Raw genomic sequence first — 18,180 nt, 5'->3', positions numbered from 1 at the left:
AAAGCGCGCAACTTGGTTTAAGCTTTAGCCAAAGCCCGGGTTTAGACAAGGATGGTCAGGATGAAAAAATGCGCCGGTTTTACGCTGATCGAATTGCTGATCACGGTGGCGGTGCTGGCGATCATCACCGCCGTGGCCTACCCGTCCTTTTCCAGTTATATGATAAAAAGCAAGCGGATAGAGGCCATCCAGACCCTCTATCGCATGCAACTGGCACAGGAGGAATGGCGCATCTCCAGCCCCTCCTACACCAGTTCGGCCACCGATCTGATCGGCGCCGCCAGCAACGCCAATTATACCTTTGCGGCAACTCTTTCCGGCAGCAGCTACACCCTCACCGCCACCGCCAAGAGCGGCTCGGCCCAGCAAAACGATCAGGAAGGCAGTACCGGCTGCAGCCAGCTCTCCCTGGACAGGAACAGCGTCAAAACGCCGTCCGCCTGCTGGCAGTAAGCTCCCCGCCCAACCCCCGGCAAAGATAAGGCCGGCACAATGGTATTTTCATGGGCCAGGCTTCATACTCAGGCTTGTTGAGAGCGATCCCGGCGCTTGCCGCGCCGGCCCGCCCACAGGCCGCCAAGAGCCTTCACTCCCGGCACGGGGTACAAACTGAATATTATCCAGCCCCGGCAGGAGAACCTGATGATGGTCATCGACACAGACTCGGAACAGCAGCGGCTGGCCGCGCTCCGCCGTTACCATATTCTCGACACCCCGCCCGAAGTCGCCTTCGACGACATCGCCCGACTGGCGGCCCATGTCTGCCGGACCCCGATGGCGCTGATCAACTTTATCGACGACGATCGCCAGTGGTTCAAGGCAGCGCTGGGCCTGGGCCTGCGCGAACTACCGCGGGACAACTCCATCTGTGCCCATGTGCTGTTGCAGCGTGGCCTCCTGGTGATTCCCGACACCCTGCAGGACTCGCGTTTCGCCGGGCATCCCCTGGTCACGGCGGCGCCCTTCCTGCGTTTTTATGCGGGGGTGCCGCTGGAAACGCCGGACGGCCACCTTATCGGCACCCTGTGCGTCATGGACCTTCAGCCCGGCGTCCTCGATGACACCCAGGCAGAACTGCTAAAGGCCCTGGCCCGGCAGGTGATGCGACTGCTGGAGCTATGGCAGGCCAACCGGCGCCAGGCGGAGATGCTGTGCGACCTGGATCAAACCCGGGAAGAGCTGGCGGTGCTGGCCGCGACTGATCCCCTCACCGGCCTGGCCAACCGGCGGGCCTTTAACGAACAGCTCCGGCAGCATTACGCCCTGGTGCAGTCCTGCCAGCAGCCGGCCTGCCTGCTGATGATCGACATCGATTATTTCAAGCAATTCAACGACGAGTACGGCCACCAGATCGGGGATGAGGCCCTGGTGCACTTCGCCACCCTGGCGAGAAAGGTCTTTCGCGGCACCGACACCATCGGCCGCTGGGGAGGAGAGGAGTTTCTGGTGCTGTTGCCGAACACCGCCACCGAGCAGGCGCTGGCGGTGGCGGAGCGGCTGCGCAACACCCTGGCCCGCACGCCGGTACGGTCCCAGGAGCACAGGCTGATCATGACGGTCAGCATCGGTCTTATCGAGCTGCAACCCGAGCGCAGCCTGTCGGCGACGCTCAAGCTGCTGGACGATACCCTCTACCATGCCAAGGAAGAAGGCCGCAACCGGACCCTGATCGCCGGTTAGGGCAGCTGTTTTATCTTCAGCTCGGCGGGTACTTCGAACACGATGTTCTCTTCCCGGCCCGGGTGCTCGGCCACGGTGTTGCCGCCCAGAGACTGCAGGTGGGAGATCACCTCCTGCACCAGCACCTCGGGCGCCGAGGCGCCGGCGGTCACGCCGATGCGCGCCGCCCCCTCGAGCCAGGCCGGCTCGACCATCTCCAGGCAGTCGATCAGATAGGCACGGGTGCCCATCTTTTCGGCCAGCTCGCGCAGCCGGTTGGAATTGGAGGAGTTGCGCGAGCCCACCACCAGCAGCAGATCCACCTTGGCGGCCAGCTCCCGCACCGCGTCCTGCCGGTTCTGGGTCGCGTAGCAGATGTCGTCCTTGCGCGGCCCTTCAATGGTGGGGAAACGCGCGCGCAGGGCGTCGATCACGTCCGAGGTTTCGTCCACGCTCAGGGTGGTCTGGGTCACGAAGGTGAGGTTGTCCGGATGTTTGACCACCAGGCGCGTCACGTCGGCCGGGCTTTCCACCAGGTACATGCCGCCCTCGGCGCTTTCGTACTGGCCCATGGTGCCTTCCACCTCCGGGTGGCCGGCATGGCCGATCAGTATGGTCTCGATGCCCTTCTTGCTGGCCCGGTGCACCTCCATATGCACCTTGGTCACCAGCGGACAGGTGGCGTCGAACACCTTGAGGCCCCGGTTCTTGGCCTCTTCCCGCACCGCCTTGGACACCCCGTGGGCGGAGAAGATGACGATATTGCCGTCCGGCACCTGATCCAGTTCGTCCACAAACACCGCGCCCGCCTCCTTGAGCTTGTTCACCACGTAACGGTTGTGTACCACCTCATGGCGCACATAGATGGGCGCGCCGAATTTTTCCAGGGCGCTCTGCACTATGCTGATGGCCCTGTCTACGCCGGCGCAAAAGCCGCGAGGGTTGGCGAGGAGAATGTCCATGTCAGGCTCCGTGTTGATCGACGGCCAGAATTTCCACCTCGAAGGTGACGGTGCGGCCGGCCAGCGGGTGGTTGAAATCCACGGTGACCGAATCGCCGGCCACGCCGCGCACTATGCCGGGGATTTCGGCGCCGTTGGGCTGGGTGAAGGAGAGGATGGCGCCCTCTTCCAGCTCCATGTCGGCGGCGAAGCGGCTGCGCTCCATATGGTGGATGTTGTCCGGGTTGACCGGGCCGAAGGCGTCTTCCGGGCCCAGTTCAAAGCTTTTACTGGTGCCGGCTTCCAGCCCCAGCAGGCAGGCCTCGAAACTGGGGGTCAGGCTGCCGTCGCCCATCTGCAGCTTGGCCGGCTTGCCGTGCAGCTGGGTGCTGTCGGCGACGGAGCCGTCTTCCAGCTTGATGGTGAAATGAAACAGCACTTCGCTGCGAGGACCTATCTGTTGGCTCATTGGGGGCTGTCCTTCCTGAAACTGTCGATGATGATCATGGCGGCGCCGACGAAGATGAAGCTGTCGGCCAGGTTGAACGCCGGCCAGTGCCAGTTGCCCACGTAGAAGTCGAGAAAGTCCACTACGTGGCCCAGCGCCAGCCGGTCGATCACATTGCCGATGGCACCGCCGATGATCAGGGCGTAGGCCGCCGGCAGCCAGCGGGCGCTTCTGGGCGCCTTGTACATCCAGATGCTGAGCAATATGGTTACGGCACAGGCCAGGCCGGCGAAAAACCAGCGCTGCCAGCCGCCCTGGTCGGCCAGGAAGCTGAAGGCTGCGCCCGGGTTGTACACATGCACCAGGTTGAAGAAGGGGGCGATCTCCACCCCCGGGTAGCCGTAGTCCAGGTAGGACATGGTGAGCCACTTGCTCACCTGATCCAGCACCATGGCGACGATGGCCAGCCACCACCAGCGCAGGCCGCTATCGAGCAAGGGCTTCATCAGGCGAACCGGCGAACTTCGCCGTCTCCGGCCACGTTGGACACGCAGCGGCCACAGATGCCGTCGTGCCCCTCATGGCTGCCCACATCACTCACATGGTGCCAGCAGCGGCCACACTTGTCGGCGCAGCTCTTGCTCACCCGCACCTTGAGCCCCGCCAGTTCGGTGTCGGCGGCGCCCTCGGCCTCCGCCAGCGGCCTGACCACCGCCCTGGAGGTGAGCATCACGAAGCGCAGCTCGTCCTGCAGTTGCTCCAGCCGGCTGGCCAGCGCCTCGTCGGCATAGAGGGTGACCTCCGCCTCCAGCGCCGCGCCGATCACCTTGTCGGTACGGGCGGTTTCCAGCGCCTTGTTCACCGCCTGGCGCACCTTGAGCAGCTCGGCCCAGTAGGCGTCGTTCAGTGGCTCGCCTTCGGCCAGGCCGAACAGCCTGTCGTAAAACTCCTGGGTGAACACGAAATGGTCCCGCTCGCCGGGCAGCAGGGCCCAGATCTCGTCGGCGGTAAAGCTCATGATCGGCGCCATCCAGCGCACCAGGGCCTCGACGATATGGTAGAGGGCGGTCTGGCAGGAGCGGCGCGCCTGGCTGTCGGCCTTGGCGGTGTACTGCCGGTCCTTGATCACGTCCAGGTAGAAGGAGCCCATTTCCACCGAGCAGAACTGCATCAGCTTCTGGGTCACCTGGTGGAAGTTGTACTCGTCGTAAGCCTTGGTGATGTCCTGCTGGATGGACTGGGCCCGGCCCACCGCCCAGCGGTCGATCACCACCATGTCTTCCGGCGCCACCATGTCGGTAGCCGGGTCGAAGCCGTTCAGGTTGGCCAGCAGGAAGCGGGCGGTGTTGCGGATGCGGCGATAGGCGTCGGCGCTGCGCTTGAGGATCTCGTCGGAGACAGTCATCTCGCCGGAATAATCGGTGCTCGCCACCCACAGCCGCAGGATGTCGGCGCCCAGCTTGTTCATCACTTCCTGGGGGCTGACCACGTTGCCGATGGACTTGGACATCTTGCGGCCCTGGCCGTCCACGGTAAAGCCGTGGGTCAGCACCTGGCGGTAGGGGGCGTGGCCCTTCATGGCGGTGGAGATCATCAAGGAAGACATAAACCAGCCCCGGTGCTGATCCGAGCCTTCCAGGTACATGTCGGCGGGATGGCCCTGGAACTCGGGCCGCACGTCCACCACCGAGGCGTGGGTGGAGCCGGAGTCGAACCAGACGTCCAGGGTGTCCAGCACCTTCTCGTACTGCTCCGCCTCCTCGCCCAGCAGCTCGGCGGGATCCAGATCCCACCAGGCCTGGATGCCGGCCTGCTCGACCCGTTTGGCCACCTCTTCCATCAGCTCGGTGGCGCGGGGGTGCAGGGCCTGGGTGTCCTTGTGCACGAACAGGGCGATGGGCACGCCCCAGGTGCGCTGGCGGGAGATGCACCAGTCGGGGCGGTTTTCCACCATGGACTCGATACGGCTCTGGCCCCACTCGGGTACCCACTGTACCTTGCGGATTTCGCTCAGCGCCTGGCCGCGCAGCCCGGCCTGCTCCATGCTGATGAACCACTGGGGGGTGGCGCGGAAGATGATGGGCGTCTTGTGGCGCCAGCAGTGCGGATAGGAGTGGTTGTAGGCCTCGTGGTGCAGCAGGGCGCCGCGCTCCTTGAGCACCTCCACCACGGCGTCGTTGGCCTTGAACACGTGCTGGCCGGCGAACAGTTCGGTGTCGGGCAAGTAGACCCCGTTGCCGCCCACCGGGTTGGCCACTTCCAGGCCGTACTTCTGGCCCACCACGAAGTCTTCCTGGCCATGGCCGGGCGCGGTGTGCACGGCGCCGGTACCGGAGTCGATGGTGACATGCTCGCCCAGCACCACGGGCACATCGTAGCCGTAGAAGGGGTGGCGGAAGCGCTTGAGTTCGAGCGCCGCGCCCTGGCAGTAGCCCAGGTGGTGGTAATGGGCGATGCCGGCGCGGTCCATCACGTCCTTGACCAGGTCGGCGGCCAGGATCAGCCGCTCGGGCTGGTCGCCTTCCACCTGCACCAGGGCGTAGTTGAGCTCGGCGTGCAGCGCCACGGCGCGGTTGGCGGGCAGGGTCCAGGGGGTGGTGGTCCAGATCACCAGCGACACCGGGCCCTGGCCGGCATGGCCGTCGGCGCAGTCGAAGCTGGCCACGGCGGCGGCTTCGTCCGCCGCCCAGAAGCGCACGTCGATGGCCGGGGAGCGCTTGTCTTCGTATTCCACTTCCGCTTCCGCCAGGGCGGAGCCGCAGTCAGTACACCAGTGTACCGGCTTGGAGCCCTTGTGCAGGTGGCCGTTGTCGATGATCTTGGCCAGCGAACGGATGATGTTGGCTTCGGTGTCGAAGTTCATGGTGAGGTAGGGATTGTCCCAGTCACCCAGCACGCCCAGGCGGATGAAGTCGGTCTTCTGCGCCTCGATCTGCTCCCTGGCGTAGGCACGGCAGGCCTCACGGAATTCGGCGGCGGAGACCTTGACGCCGGGCTTGCCGACCTTGCCTTCCACCTTCAGCTCGATGGGCAGGCCGTGGCAGTCCCAGCCCGGAATGTAGGGCGAGTCGTAGCCCAGCAGGCCCTTGGACTTGACGATGATGTCCTTGAGGATCTTGTTGACCGAGTGACCGATATGAATGCTGCCGTTGGCGTAGGGAGGGCCGTCGTGCAGGATGAAGGGCTTGTTGCCGTGCTTGGCGCGACGCACCGCGCCGTACAGGTCCTGCTCATACCAGCGCTTTAGCATTTCCGGCTCGCGCTGAGCCAGGTTGCCGCGCATGGGAAACTCCGTTTCGGGCAAATTCAGGGTATTTTTATAGTCGCTCATGGATCCTACATTCCGTTCGGTTCTGATGCCGCCAGCCCGAACCAGTGTCGGGCGGCGGCGGCATCGCGTTGAATTTGCTCCTTTAACAGCTCAAAGGAAGCGAATTTTTGCTCGTTCCGCAATTTGTGGCGAAGCTCTACTTCCACCTGCCGGCCGTACAGATCGCCGATGAAATCAAACAGGTGGACTTCCAACAGGGCGCGGGTGCCGCCGACGGTGGGCTTGTGGCCGATATTGGCCACCCCGGGATAGTGCCGGCCATCGAGCAGCAGTTCGACCGCATAAACCCCGGACACCGGTATCACCTGCCGCTTGAGCGCCACATTGGCGGTGGGAAAGCCGATGGTGCGCCCCAGTTTGGCGCCGTGGGCCACCCGGCCGCACAGGCTGAACGGGCGGCCCAGCATCTGGTTGGCGTCATCCAGACGATCCGCCGCCAGCGCTTCGCGGATCAGGGTGCTGCTCACCCGCTGGCTGTTCATGCGCCAGCTCTGGGTACTGACCACCTCGAAGTCGAAGGCGCGGCCGGCCCGGGTCAGCAGTTCGAAGTCCCCGACCCGGTTCTTGCCGAAACGGAAATCATCCCCCACCACCAGGAAACGCACCCCCAGCTTGTCGACCAGCAGGCCGCGGATGAAGTCGTCCGGCGACTGGGCCGCGAAGGCGGCATTGAAACGCACGCACAGCAGGCGGTCGATGCCGAGCCGCGCCAGTTGCAGGTACTTTTCCCGCAGCCGGGTCAGCCGCGGCGGCGCCTGGGTGCCAGTGAACAGCTCTTGCGGCTGGGGCTCGAACACCATTACGCAGGCCGGCACCTTGAGCCGGCGCGCCTGCTCGGTCAGCCGGCGCAACACCGCCTGGTGCCCCAGGTGCACGCCATCGAAGTTGCCGATGGTCAGCACACAGCCGCGATGCCATGCCTTGATGTTGTGAATGCCGCGAATAAGCTCCATAAATCCCGCTGCTGGCCCTGCAAATCGGCGGATTATACCCCAGCCGGGCGCAAGGATCAGCCCTTGCTACGAGGTTTTGAGATGCTTGGGCCGCACACCGGCCAGCAACAGCAGCACACCGTAGCACAAGGCACCGGCGCCGATGTAACCCAGCAGGCAAAGCGCGCTTTGCAGCAGATCCCAGCCAGCCCACACCGTCAGCGGCGGCGACAGGTACCACAACAGCGCCGCCATGCCACCGCCCGCCAGCACTACTTTGAGGGCGAACAGCCCGGTCTGCCGGCTGGGGCTGTATACCCCGTGCCGGCGCAGCCCCCAGCCCAGCAGCCCCGCATTGAGGATGCCCGAAAGGGCGGTGGCCAGGGCCAGGCCCACGTAGCCGAGGGGGAAGATCAGGATGATGTTGAACACCATGTTGGCCACCATGGCGATGATGCCGAAGCGCACCGGGGTTTTGGTGTCCTGACGGGCGTAATAACCCGGCGCCAGCACCTTGATCAGCATAAAGGCCTGCAGCCCCAGGCCGTAGGCCACCAGGCTCCTGCCCGCCGCCGCCACTTCCTCGGCGCCGAATTCGCCGCGCATGAACAGCACCCGCAGCATCGGCTCGCTCAGCACGATGAGTCCCAACATGGCGGGAAAGCCCATCAGCAGCACCATGCGGATGCCCCAGTCCATGGTGGCGGCGAAACCGTCCCTGGCGTCGTCCACATGACGGCTGGAGAGGGCCGGCAGGATCACGGTGGCGATGGCGATGCCGAACAGCCCGAGGGGAAACTCCAGCAGCCGGTCCGAGTAATACAGGTAGCTGATGGAGCCGGTGGCCAGGAAGGAGGCCAGCATGGTGTCGAATAACAGGTTAACCTGGCTCACCGACACCCCGAACAGCGCCGGTATCATCAGGGTACGGATTTTCACCACCCCCGGGTGGTGCCAGGCCCAGCGCGGCCGCACCAGCAGGTGCAGCCGGGCCAGGAAGGGAAACTGGAACAGGAACTGGACGAGCCCCCCGGCGAACACGCCGATGGCCAGGCCGAGTTCGGGCTGGGCCAGCCGCGGCGACAGCCAGAGCGCCGCCGCTATCATCGCCACGTTGAGGAACACCGGGGTGAAGGAGGACACCGCGAACTTGCCGAAGGTATTGAGGATGGCGCCGGCCATGGCGGTAAAGCTGATGAACCACAGGTAGGGAAAGGTGATTTTCAGCAGCAGCGAGGCCAGCTCGAACTTGTGCGCCTCGGGACCGTCGTTCAACCACTCCATAAACCAGCCGGCGCCGAACAGAGCGGTGACCGCACCGGAGCCAAGCATCCCCGCCAGGGTCACCCCGGTCACGATCAACCCCAAGGTGCCGGACACCGCCGCCAGCAGGTCCTGGGTGTCCTTGAAACTGCGGGTCTGCTTGTATTCCGTCATCACCGGCACGAAGGCCTGGTTGAAGGCGCCTTCGGCAAACAGCCTGCGCAGAAAGTTGGGAATGCGGTTGGCGAAGAAGAACACGTCGGCCGCCGCCCCGGCTCCCATCAGGTTGGCGATCACCACGTCCCGCACCAGCCCCAGCACCCGGGAAACCAGGGTCATGGCGGACACAATCAGGCCCGATCGCAAAAGCGCCTTGCTCAAAATGAAAACCTCACGGTAAGAAAATTGCTGAATGCAGGCGAATGCTGCTAGAATTCGGCCGACAGTTTAACCCCCTGCCCTGTGCCTTGCCACAGGGCGGTGTTTATTTGCACAAATCAATTGACAATCAGCGGTGAAAAAGGCATATTCCTCGGCCTTTTAAGAACACTCGCTAAGACAGTTTTAGGAGTTTTACCTTGGCTAATATTAAATCTGCTAAGAAACGCGCGATTCAAGCAGAGAAACGCCGTAAGCACAACGCCAGCCGCCGTTCCATGGTGCGCACCTACGTCAAGAAAGTAGTTGCTGCCATCGCCACCGGTGACAAGGCCAACGCCCAGAAAGCCTTCGATGCCGCCCAGCCCCTGCTGGACCGCATGGCCACCAAAGGCCTGATCCACAAAAATAAGGCAGCTCGTCACAAGAGCCGCCTGAACGCTCAGATCAAGGCCCTGTAAACCAGGCTTGTTCCAAGCGCTCTAAAAAAACCGGCTCAATGCCGGTTTTTTATTGCCTGTCAGAAGGTGAAGCGTTAGAGACAACGCCGGGGTCATAGTCACTCCTCGCGCCTTCCCCTTACTCCTCTCTGCAATAAAGCCTGTGCAGCAGGGCGATGACTTCCCGCACTTCCTCGCTTTGCAGCGAGTAGTACACTGTCTGTGCCTCCTTGCGGGTGCGCACCAGTTCATCGTTGCGCAGTATCGCCAGGTGCTGGGACAGGGCCGACTGGCTCAACCCCAGGTGCTGGTTCATTTCCCCCACCGACAGCTCCTTGTCGAGCAAATGGCATAAAATGAACAGCCGGCGCTCGTTGGCCAGCGCCTTGAGCAGTTTCACGGCCTGGGCCGCGTTGGCTTCCATTTCCTCGATATTCATCGCCATAGTCGTCACATTCAGGTTCTCAGCTAAATTCACTGTCAAAGGTGGGCGGCGGTACCGTCACCGCCGAAAAATCGTCCAGGCCGGAAAACAGGGAAGTGAAATCGCTTTCACACAGCCGTTTCACCGCCGGGTGCTGGATCATGCGTTCGGCAAAGATCACATAGTACTCTTCCTTCAGTTCTTCCGCCCGGCCGATCTCGATCACCGGCTGGTGCTGCAGGATCGCCTCCCGGTAGATGGCCGGCGCCACGAAGATGCCCTGGTTGAAAAAGCCGAAGGCCTTCATCAGGGCGGCGTCGTCGAACTCGCCCAGGATCTGCGGCTTGAGCCCCTGCACCTCCAGCCAATGGCGCAGTTGCCGGCCCATGGCGGTACGCCGCCCGGGGATCAGCAACCGCCGCTCTTCCAGGCAGGCGGGAAAGGGCTTGCTCGGCAGCGGCTCGCGACAGTAGAAACCGATGTCGCACTCCCCCAGCTTCTTGGACAGCAGGCCCGCGTGCTGGGCCGAATCCACCGGGCAGTCGGACAGTATCATGTCGAGTTTGTGCTGGCTGAGCTGCTCCAGCAGCATTTCGTGGGTCGACTCATAGCAGCGCAGGTGGATGGAGCCGTCGTTGGGGATCACCGACAACAACACCCGGCTGGCCAGCCGCTTCGACAGCGCATCGGCGATGCCGACCTCGAACACCAGGTGATCTTCCTTGCGGTAGTTGACGATATCCAGCATCTCGTAGGACAGGCTGAACATGCGGTCCGCATACTGGAACACCAGTTGGCCCAGTTCACTCGCCTCCAGTTGCCGCCCCTTGCGCTTGAACAGCTTGCCACCCAGGCGCTGCTCGAGTTGGCGGATCTGCCCGGTTACCGTTTGCGGCGTCAAAAACAACGCTTCGGCAGCCTTGGTGACCGAGCCCTTTTTCTGGGTCATCCAGAAATAATACAGGTGGTTGTAGTTGAGGTGTGACAAGGAACCATCTCCGATACGCGGTGGCACCATCATAAAGAAACGGGCCGGGTTTGAATACCCGGCCGGTCATGTTGTGCAGAGAACAGAGTCAGCTCAGATGCGCTGCACCTGCAAAACCGGGGACTTCTCGGCCCGGGGCAACGCCAGGTGCAGCATGGTATAGCCGATCAGCGCCGCCAGGGTAGAGCCCAGCAAAATGCCCAGTCGGGACAGGTTGGCCAGCTCCGCGTGGCCGCTGAACGCCAGGGAGGTGATGAAAATGGACATGGTAAAACCGATTCCGCATAGCACCGACACCGCAAAAATCTGTTTGAAGCAGACGCCCGCCGGCAGCTGGGCGATGCGCAGCTTGACCGCCAGCCAGCTGATCAGGAACACCCCCATCGGCTTGCCCACCAGCAGTCCCATCATCACCCCCAACGGCAGGGCGGAAGACAGGTCGCCCAGCGACAGCCCGCGCAGCGAAACCCCCGCGTTGACGAAGGCAAACAACGGCAGGATCAGGAAGGCACACCAGGGATGCAGGGCGTGCTCCAGCCGCTTGGAGGGGGAGCCGCCAGCACCATACAGCGGCACCAGAAAGCCCAGCAGTACGCCGGCCAGGGTGGCATGAATACCCGACTTCAGCACCGCCACCCAGACCACCAGTCCCAGCAGCAGATAGGGTGCCAGGCTGCCGACCCGGGCGCGGTTGAGCCAGACCAGTCCCAGTATCCCGAGCAGGGCGATCCCCAGCGGCGGCAGTGACAGGCCATGGCTGTAGAACAGCGCGATGATCAGGATCACCCCCAGATCGTCGATGATCGCCAGGGCCAGCAGGAAGATCTTCAGGCTGAGCGGCACCCGTTTGCCCAGCAGCGCCATCACCCCCAGGGCGAAGGCGATATCGGTGGCGGCGGGAATGGCCCAGCCGTTCTGGGTAACCGGGTTGTCGGCATTGAACGCCAGGAACCACAGGGCGGGGAAAACCATGCCGCCGAGGGCGGCCAGGGCCGGAAATATCGCCTGCTCCCGCCGGGACAGCGCCCCTTCCACCAGTTCGCGCTTGACCTCGAGGCCGATCAGCAGGAAAAACAGCGCCATCAGGCCGTCGTTGACCCACAGCAGCAAGGGTTTGTCCAGGTCAAGGCCGCTGATGCGCACCTGGACCTGGGTGTTGAGAAAGGCACTGTAGAGATGGGCCCAATCGCTGTTGGCCATCAGGATGGCGGCAACGGCGGCCAGGATGAGCAGGATGCCACTGGCCGATTCCATGGCCATAAATCGTTTCAATACGGTTGACATAGATGAGTCTCCACACTTGGACTTACCCGAGTGTAATCAGCTCATGCGGTGGCGAGTAATCGGTTGTTTCTGCTTAACTACTCGGCAAAATCGAATATTTTTACAATTAGACCTTGGTATATCCGATATAAATAAAATTTATCACTTTAATTTAACAAAATTAACCATATTAATTCGCGTCAAACCGCCACCGGTGCCTTGATATGCGGGTGCGCCTGGTAGTTTTCCAGCACAAAATCCTCGAAGGTGTAATCGAACAGGGAGTCGGGCTGGCGGGCCAGGCGCAAGGTCGGCAACGGCAGAGGCTCACGCGTCAGTTGCAGCCGGGCCTGCTCCAGATGGTTGCGGTAGAGGTGCACGTCGCCCCCGGTCCAGACGAAATCCCCGACCTCCAGCCCCGCCTGCTGCGCCATCATGTGGGTCAGCAGGGCGTAGCTGGCGATATTGAACGGCAACCCGAGGAACACATCGCAGCTGCGCTGGTATAGCTGGCAGGACAACCGGCCGCCCGCCACGTAGAACTGGAACAGGGCATGGCAGGGGGCCAGCGCCATCCGGTCCAGCTCGCCCACGTTCCAGGCCGAGACGATGATGCGGCGTGAATCCGGGTTGTGTTTGATGGTCTCGAGCGCCTGGCTGATCTGGTCGGTCACCCGGCCATCCGCCCCCTGCCAACTGCGCCACTGATGACCGTAGACCGGCCCCAGATCGCCGTTTTCGTCGGCCCATTCGTCCCAGATACGCACCCCGTGCTGCTTGAGGTAGCCGATATTGGTGTCACCGTTCAGGAACCACAGCAGCTCATGGATAATCGATTTCAGATGGCACTTCTTGGTGGTGACCAGCGGAAAGCCCTGTTGCAGATTGAACCGCATCTGATGGCCGAACACCGACAGGGTGCCGGTGCCGGTTCTGTCTTCTTTCCGTTCCCCCTGCTCAAGAATATGCTGCATCAGCTCGAGATAGGCCTTCATGCGGTTCTTTCTCCATTGCCAAACCATCGGGGACGGCGGTACGCCGCCCATAACATCAATACGCCGGCCAGCATCATCGGCATTGACAGCAGTTGGCCCATGCTGAACACATTGAGATAGACCCCCAGGTGCGCGTCGGGCTCGCGCACGAACTCCACCATAAAGCGGAACAGCCCGTAGCACAGCAGGAACAGGCCGGACACCACGCCGCGCGGCGCCCGCAGCCGCCAGGCCAGGTTGAGGATGAGCAGCAGGGCCACCCCTTCGAGGGCGAACTGGTAGAGCTGGGAGGGATGACGCGGCAGCTCGCCCGCCGCCGGGAAGATGATGGCCCAGGGCACCTCGGTGACCCGGCCCCACAGCTCGCCGTTGATGAAATTGCCGATGCGCCCGGCGCCCAGGCCAAAGGGGATCAGCGGGGCGATAAAGTCGGAGACTGCGAAGAAGGTCTTGTTCTGCTTGCGGGCAAACAGCCAGAGGGCGGTGATCACCCCGATCAGGCCGCCGTGGAACGACATGCCACCGGTCCAGATCTTGATGAGGTAAAGCGGATCGGCGAGAAAGGTGTCGAGCTGGTAGAAAAACACATAGCCCAGGCGTCCGCCGAGGATAACGCCGAGGAAGCCGTAAAACAGCACGTCGGACACCTGATCCCGGGTCCAGCCCGAGCCCGGCTGCGCCGCCCGGCGATTGGCCATCCACCAGGCGAACATGAAGCCCAGCAAATACATCAGTCCGTACCAGTGCACGGCCAGTGGGCCGATTTGCACGGCGATGGGATCAAATCCGGGAAACACCCAGTGGCTTTCAGACATGCACTTACCCCGTCAAAAACAAAAACGGTATTGTGCAATCGGACGGCGGCAAAAGCCAGCGGTGCGGACTAACGCCCAGCCCGCATCAGGCCGCCCAGCCCCCGCTCTTCCAGGTAACGGCCGAAAACGCCCTTGAAAGCGCCGGTATGCTGATGGCTCAGGGCCTCCTGCAGCACCTTCTGCAATTCATCGGTACGAGACTGACGCACCACGTATTTGATACGCATGATATTGCTGTTGTTCATGCTGAAACGGCGGTAGCCCATGGCCATCAGCACCAGCACCCCCACCGGATCCCCCGCCAGCTCGCCGCAGATGGACACCGGCTTGGCATAACGGCGGGCCGCATCGATGATCTGCTGCAGGGCCCGCAGCACCGCCGGATGCATGGCATCGTAAATGTCCGCCACCCGGCCGTTGTTGCGGTCCACCGCCAACAGGTATTGGGTCAGGTCGTTGGTGCCCACCGACCAGAAATCCACCAGCGGCGCCAGTTCGGGCAACTGGTACAGCAGGGAGGGTACCTCGATCATCACGCCCAGGCTGGGGTAGCGGATGGTTCCCTGATGGGCGGCGGTTTCCGCCGACACTTCCCGCCAGGCCCGGTCCAGCAGCCGCCGGGCCGCCCGGACTTCGTCCAGGTTGCCGACCATGGGCAGCATGACCGACAGATTGTCCAGCCCCTCGCTGGCGCGCAGCATGGCCTTCAGTTGGACCAGGAAGATCTCCGGGTGATCCAGGGTCAGGCGGATGCCCCGCCAGCCGAGGAAGGGGTTCTCCTCGACGATGGGGAAATAGGGCAGCTGTTTGTCGCCCCCCACGTCCAGGGTGCGCATGCATACCGGTTTGCCCTGGTAGCTGGTCAGCACCCGGCGGTAGTTGGCCGCCTGCTCCAGCTCGGAGGGAAAGCGGTCCCGCATCATGAAAGGGATCTCGGTACGGAACAGCCCGACCCCGTCGGCGGCATCGTTCATGGCGATGTCGGTGTCGGCACTCAGGCCCGCGTTGAGCAGCAGCGACACGCTGACCCCGTCGAGGGTTTGCGAACGCTCCTGGCGCACCGTGGCAAACAGCTCGTCCATCTGGGCTTCTTCGGCCATCAGCCGGCGGTACTCGCGCAGCACCGACTTGATCGGCTCGACCAGCAGCTCACCGCTGTAGCCATCGACGATCAGGGTGCGATCTTCCAGCAGCTCGAAGGAGTGATCGATGCCCATCACCGCCGGTATGCCCATGGCCCGGGCCAGGATGGCGGCATGGGAGTTGATGGAGCCCTTGGCGGAGACGATACCCTTGAGCTTGCCCCTGGGGATTTCGGCGATCAGGGTGGCGCTGATCTCGTCCGCCACCAGGATGATCGGCTCCTCCGGAGTCAGCGGCCCCTCATCTTCATGGATCAGCCGGGTCAGCAGCCGCTGCCCCAGGTCGCGGATATCCGCCGCCCGTTCGCGCAGGTAAGGGTCGGACATGGTGGAAAACTGGGCGACCTGCTTTTCACACACCCGCTTGACCGCGCTGCCGGCGATCCAGCCTCGCTCGATTTCCTCACGGATCAGGCCGATGAACACCGGATCCTTGAGAATGTACTGATACACCTCGAACACCGCCACCGACTCGCTGGCCTGGGACTCCTTGAAGCGCAGCGCCATGCTGTCCAGCTCTTCCTCCACTTGGACCAGCACCTTGTCGAACCGGGCATGCTGCAAGGCGGGATCGTCGCCCTTGCGCGCCGTCACCTGGCTGAGCTCGACCCGCGGCCGCCATACCCAGGCCTTGCCGATGGCGATGCCGGGTGAACCGGCCAGGCCGCGCAGCACGCCGTGCCAGTTGGGGGACTTGAGGTTGCCCTTGGCTTCCGCATGGGCGATGACCGTTGCCAACTGGGAGGCCAGGGTCACCAGGAAGGATTCTTCCCCCTCCTCGAACAGTCGCACTTCCTTCTGCTGCACCACCAGCACGCCGAAGGTCTTGCGCTGGTGGATGATGGGGGCGCCGAGGAAGGACTTGAAGGCATCTTCATGGGCTTCGGGCAGGTATTTGAACTTGGGGTGATGCTGGGCATCGGCCAGGTTGATCAGCTCTTCCTTTTCACCGATAAGGCCGACGATCCCCTCCCCCAGCGGGATCTTGGCATGGCCCACCGCTTCCAGCGCCAGGCCGTCGGTGGCGGCAAGCAGATAGGCCTGCTCCAGATCCCGGCGCAGATAGATGGAACAGCAATCAACCTGCATGGCACTGCGGGTTTTCCTGACCAGTTCAGACATGGCTTCGTCAAGATCGGAGCTGGCCGTTACCCGCTGAACGATTTCCCGCAATTCCTTTAACACCGAGGCTTACTCCTGTATTGGTTGTGCCCTGCTACCTGTACCGCTTGCGCCCGTCTTTGCGGCCCTGTTGCTGCTCGGCCATGACGATGGGCGCAAACTCCCTCAGCACCCGCCTGTATACTTCCCGTTTGAAAGACACCACCTGTCGCACCGGGTACCAGTAGCTGACCCAGCGCCAGTCATCGAACTCGGGGTGCCCGTGGCAACCGAACTCGATGTGTGATTCATGATCCGAATCCAACCGCAACAGAAACCATTTCTGCTTTTGACCTATGCAGACGGGATTGCTGTCCCACCTTACCAGACGTTTGGGTAACTTGTATTTGAGCCAGTGGCGGGTCACCGCCAGCAAAGTGACATTTTCGGGCCTTAGCCCTATCTCTTCATACAATTCCCGGTACATGGACTGTTCCGGTGTTTCGCCGTCATCCACGCCGCCCTGGGGAAACTGCCAGGAGTGCTGCCCGTAACGTCTGGCCCATAACACCTGGCCTTTGCGATTGCAGATCACTATGCCTACATTGGGACGAAAACCGTCACCATCTATCACGCAATCACCAGACTAAAAAGCTCACATGAGGATGATTGTTCCATATTCCCCTATTTCCGGCAAATCATGCTGTGATACCACCACCGGCAAGACATCTTGAATAACTCGGCGTTTTGTCAATAGTTATAAACAGAAAAAGGATCCCTCCGCCGTTATTTTCCCCCAAAACATGTGGATAATCTTGTGGTAAAGGTTGTATAGCTTACCCTTTATCCTTCCTCACGATCCGTATTCCCGACGATGATCATCAGGAATGAATAATAAAAACACATAAAAATCATAAGATTAAAATACAACACCCGGATCAACCTGGATCTTTTCACAGGCGTTCAACGGCTGCAATCGGTGTTAATAAGTCCGGTAGCTCAAAGATCAACCACCGGATAGTTATCCACAGAAACCGGGTAAAGCCGGGGTTAACGGGAGGAAAAAAATCCTCTTTTTCGGCCCGCAGCACGCCGAAAAATCATCGGCAGCACCGCCGAGGCAGTTATCCAGTTTTTCTGTGGATAAGGCTGTGCAACAGCATGTTTATACTCAGGTAAAACCGGTATATCATCCGAAGGCGATGCCCTTCCCCGGATAGAGGCGGTTAAGCATATATAAATCAATCAGTTAAATAGTGATTTCGACAAGGTTCCGCCCACTTCCCCCGCTGCCCGGAGTGATTAAATTTTGAACAAATGTACACCAAGACCCGCTTCTATCGACGCCCTGATGGCAACCGCCGGCCAACTGGCCGGCCTCAGCCTGGGTGAACTGGCCCATCGCCTCGGGATCCCGGTCCCGGCCCACCTGCGCCGGGACAAGGGCTGGGTCGGCCTGTTGCTCGAACTGGCACTGGGCGCTTCCGCCGGCTCCAAGCCGGAACAGGATTTCCCCGAACTGGGAGTCGAACTGAAAACCATTCCCGTCGACAGCCAGGGAAAACCGCTGGAGACCACCTTCGTTTGCGTGGCCCCACTCACCGACATCGCCGGGCTGAGCTGGGAACACTCCAATGTACGCAACAAGTTGTCCCGGGTATTGTGGATACCGGTACTGGGCGAGCGCAGTGTCGCGCCGGGCGCAAGACGGATCGGTCAGCCGCTGCTGTGGACCCCGAGCCGGGAAGAAGAACGGCTGCTGCGCCAGGACTGGGAAGAGATCATGGAATGGATAAGCCTCGGCCGAGTGCAGGAGATCACCGCCCGTCACGGCCAGGTACTGCAGCTGCGGCCCAAGGCCGCCAACGGCCGGGCCCTGACCGAGGCGGTGGGCCGGCAGGGGCAGCCGATCCAGACCCTGCCCCGGGGGTTTTATCTCAAGACCACCTTTACCGGGGCCCTGCTGGCCCGACATTTCATGCTGTAACCGGGCCTGTTCCCGCGGCCACCGACTCGGCAGCGCCGCCGGCAGGATCTCGGGAGATCAGGGCCCGACGGCG

The 18,180-nt window shown here is 62.2% G+C and carries 17 protein-coding genes; 4 read left to right on the top strand and 13 right to left on the bottom strand.

Going from position 1 to position 18,180, the window contains the following annotated elements; genetic code table 11:
- The first annotated feature begins 60 nt into the window (after window positions 1-60).
- Together C7H85_RS17020 and C7H85_RS17015 are read left to right on the top strand one after the other, a co-directional pair.
- Window positions 61-453, top strand: a complete 393-nt coding sequence (locus C7H85_RS17020; protein ID WP_106730898.1) for a type IV pilin protein — start codon at window positions 61-63, stop codon at window positions 451-453.
- A 189-nt stretch (window positions 454-642) separates the two neighbouring features.
- Entirely contained in the window at window positions 643-1,680 is a 1,038-nt protein-coding gene (locus C7H85_RS17015; protein WP_106730897.1) for a GGDEF domain-containing protein, read from the top strand.
- Here the strand turns inward: C7H85_RS17015 and ispH are convergent.
- The 6 genes from ispH to murJ form a co-directional block, all read right to left on the bottom strand.
- Window positions 1,677-2,621, bottom strand: coding sequence for a 4-hydroxy-3-methylbut-2-enyl diphosphate reductase (ispH, locus tag C7H85_RS17010; protein ID WP_106730896.1), 945 nt, complete (start codon window positions 2,619-2,621; stop codon window positions 1,677-1,679). The two genes, C7H85_RS17015 and ispH, sit on opposite strands and share 4 nt — an antisense overlap.
- Before the next feature lies 1 nt (window position 2,622).
- Window positions 2,623-3,069 (bottom strand): FKBP-type peptidyl-prolyl cis-trans isomerase, encoded by a 447-nt coding sequence (fkpB, locus tag C7H85_RS17005; protein WP_106730895.1) that lies wholly within the window; start codon window positions 3,067-3,069, stop codon window positions 2,623-2,625.
- Window positions 3,066-3,554, bottom strand: a complete 489-nt coding sequence (lspA, locus tag C7H85_RS17000) for a signal peptidase II (RefSeq protein WP_106730894.1) — start codon at window positions 3,552-3,554, stop codon at window positions 3,066-3,068. Before lspA ends, fkpB begins: the two co-directional genes overlap by 4 nt.
- Window positions 3,554-6,379 (bottom strand): isoleucine--tRNA ligase, encoded by a 2,826-nt coding sequence (ileS, locus tag C7H85_RS16995; protein ID WP_106730893.1) that lies wholly within the window; start codon window positions 6,377-6,379, stop codon window positions 3,554-3,556. The genes lspA and ileS overlap by 1 nt, the downstream gene beginning before the upstream one ends.
- A 5-nt stretch (window positions 6,380-6,384) precedes the next feature.
- On the bottom strand, window positions 6,385-7,332 hold the full coding sequence (gene ribF, locus C7H85_RS16990) for a bifunctional riboflavin kinase/FAD synthetase (protein WP_106730892.1): 948 nt from the start codon (window positions 7,330-7,332) through the stop codon (window positions 6,385-6,387).
- A 66-nt stretch (window positions 7,333-7,398) separates the two neighbouring features.
- Complete coding sequence (murJ, locus tag C7H85_RS16985) at window positions 7,399-8,955, bottom strand: murein biosynthesis integral membrane protein MurJ (protein WP_106730891.1); 1,557 nt, start codon at window positions 8,953-8,955, stop codon at window positions 7,399-7,401.
- Window positions 8,956-9,152: 197 nt separating this feature from the next.
- Between murJ and rpsT the strand changes: the two genes are divergently transcribed.
- Window positions 9,153-9,413, top strand: coding sequence for a 30S ribosomal protein S20 (gene rpsT / locus C7H85_RS16980; RefSeq protein ID WP_106454074.1), 261 nt, complete (start codon window positions 9,153-9,155; stop codon window positions 9,411-9,413).
- A 118-nt stretch (window positions 9,414-9,531) separates the two neighbouring features.
- Here the strand turns inward: rpsT and C7H85_RS16975 are convergent, their stop codons facing one another.
- The 7 genes from C7H85_RS16975 to rppH all read right to left on the bottom strand — a co-directional run bounded on the left by C7H85_RS16975 (window position 9,532) and on the right by rppH (window position 16,754).
- Window positions 9,532-9,831 (bottom strand): ArsR/SmtB family transcription factor, encoded by a 300-nt coding sequence (locus tag C7H85_RS16975; RefSeq protein WP_106730933.1) that lies wholly within the window; start codon window positions 9,829-9,831, stop codon window positions 9,532-9,534.
- Window positions 9,832-9,856: 25 nt separating this feature from the next.
- Window positions 9,857-10,804, bottom strand: a complete 948-nt coding sequence (gene nhaR, locus C7H85_RS16970) for a transcriptional activator NhaR (protein ID WP_106730890.1) — start codon at window positions 10,802-10,804, stop codon at window positions 9,857-9,859.
- Between the two features lie 93 nt (window positions 10,805-10,897).
- On the bottom strand, window positions 10,898-12,088 hold the full coding sequence (gene nhaA / locus C7H85_RS16965; protein WP_106730889.1) for a Na+/H+ antiporter NhaA: 1,191 nt from the start codon (window positions 12,086-12,088) through the stop codon (window positions 10,898-10,900).
- A gap of 179 nt (window positions 12,089-12,267) precedes the next feature.
- Window positions 12,268-13,062, bottom strand: coding sequence for a thymidylate synthase (thyA, locus tag C7H85_RS16960; protein WP_106730888.1), 795 nt, complete (start codon window positions 13,060-13,062; stop codon window positions 12,268-12,270).
- The gene (gene lgt / locus C7H85_RS16955) at window positions 13,059-13,877 is read right to left on the bottom strand and encodes a prolipoprotein diacylglyceryl transferase (RefSeq protein WP_106730887.1); all 819 of its coding nucleotides are present in this window, start codon (window positions 13,875-13,877) and stop codon (window positions 13,059-13,061) included. The genes thyA and lgt overlap by 4 nt, the downstream gene beginning before the upstream one ends.
- A gap of 68 nt (window positions 13,878-13,945) precedes the next feature.
- Window positions 13,946-16,204, bottom strand: a complete 2,259-nt coding sequence (gene ptsP / locus C7H85_RS16950) for a phosphoenolpyruvate--protein phosphotransferase (RefSeq protein WP_106730886.1) — start codon at window positions 16,202-16,204, stop codon at window positions 13,946-13,948.
- 31 nt (window positions 16,205-16,235) lie between these two features.
- Window positions 16,236-16,754 (bottom strand): RNA pyrophosphohydrolase, encoded by a 519-nt coding sequence (rppH, locus tag C7H85_RS16945; protein ID WP_106730885.1) that lies wholly within the window; start codon window positions 16,752-16,754, stop codon window positions 16,236-16,238.
- A 675-nt stretch (window positions 16,755-17,429) separates the two neighbouring features.
- Here rppH and mutH point away from each other — a divergent pair.
- Window positions 17,430-18,107, top strand: coding sequence for a DNA mismatch repair endonuclease MutH (gene mutH / locus C7H85_RS16940; protein ID WP_425445080.1), 678 nt, complete (start codon window positions 17,430-17,432; stop codon window positions 18,105-18,107).
- The last annotated feature ends 73 nt before the right edge of the window (window positions 18,108-18,180 follow it).

It is taken from the genome of Zobellella endophytica (assembly GCF_003012775.1).
In the GTDB taxonomy this organism is placed as follows: domain Bacteria; phylum Pseudomonadota; class Gammaproteobacteria; order Enterobacterales; family Aeromonadaceae; genus Oceanimonas; species Oceanimonas endophytica.
The sequence above is the reverse complement of the archived record's forward strand: the minus strand, read 5'-3'. Positions and strand labels throughout refer to the sequence as shown.

Coding starts and splice junctions, on each gene's coding strand:
- C7H85_RS17020 (WP_106730898.1), top strand. CDS start 61: ATGAAAAAATGCGCCGGTTTTACGCTGATCGAATTGCTGATCACGGTG.
- C7H85_RS17015 (WP_106730897.1), top strand. CDS start 643: ATGATGGTCATCGACACAGACTCGGAACAGCAGCGGCTGGCCGCGCTC.
- ispH (WP_106730896.1), bottom strand. CDS start 2,621: ATGGACATTCTCCTCGCCAACCCTCGCGGCTTTTGCGCCGGCGTAGAC.
- fkpB (WP_106730895.1), bottom strand. CDS start 3,069: ATGAGCCAACAGATAGGTCCTCGCAGCGAAGTGCTGTTTCATTTCACC.
- lspA (WP_106730894.1), bottom strand. CDS start 3,554: ATGAAGCCCTTGCTCGATAGCGGCCTGCGCTGGTGGTGGCTGGCCATC.
- ileS (WP_106730893.1), bottom strand. CDS start 6,379: ATGAGCGACTATAAAAATACCCTGAATTTGCCCGAAACGGAGTTTCCC.
- ribF (WP_106730892.1), bottom strand. CDS start 7,332: ATGGAGCTTATTCGCGGCATTCACAACATCAAGGCATGGCATCGCGGC.
- C7H85_RS16975 (WP_106730933.1), bottom strand. CDS start 9,831: ATGAATATCGAGGAAATGGAAGCCAACGCGGCCCAGGCCGTGAAACTG.
- nhaA (WP_106730889.1), bottom strand. CDS start 12,088: ATGTCAACCGTATTGAAACGATTTATGGCCATGGAATCGGCCAGTGGC.
- thyA (WP_106730888.1), bottom strand. CDS start 13,062: ATGAAGGCCTATCTCGAGCTGATGCAGCATATTCTTGAGCAGGGGGAA.
- lgt (WP_106730887.1), bottom strand. CDS start 13,877: ATGTCTGAAAGCCACTGGGTGTTTCCCGGATTTGATCCCATCGCCGTG.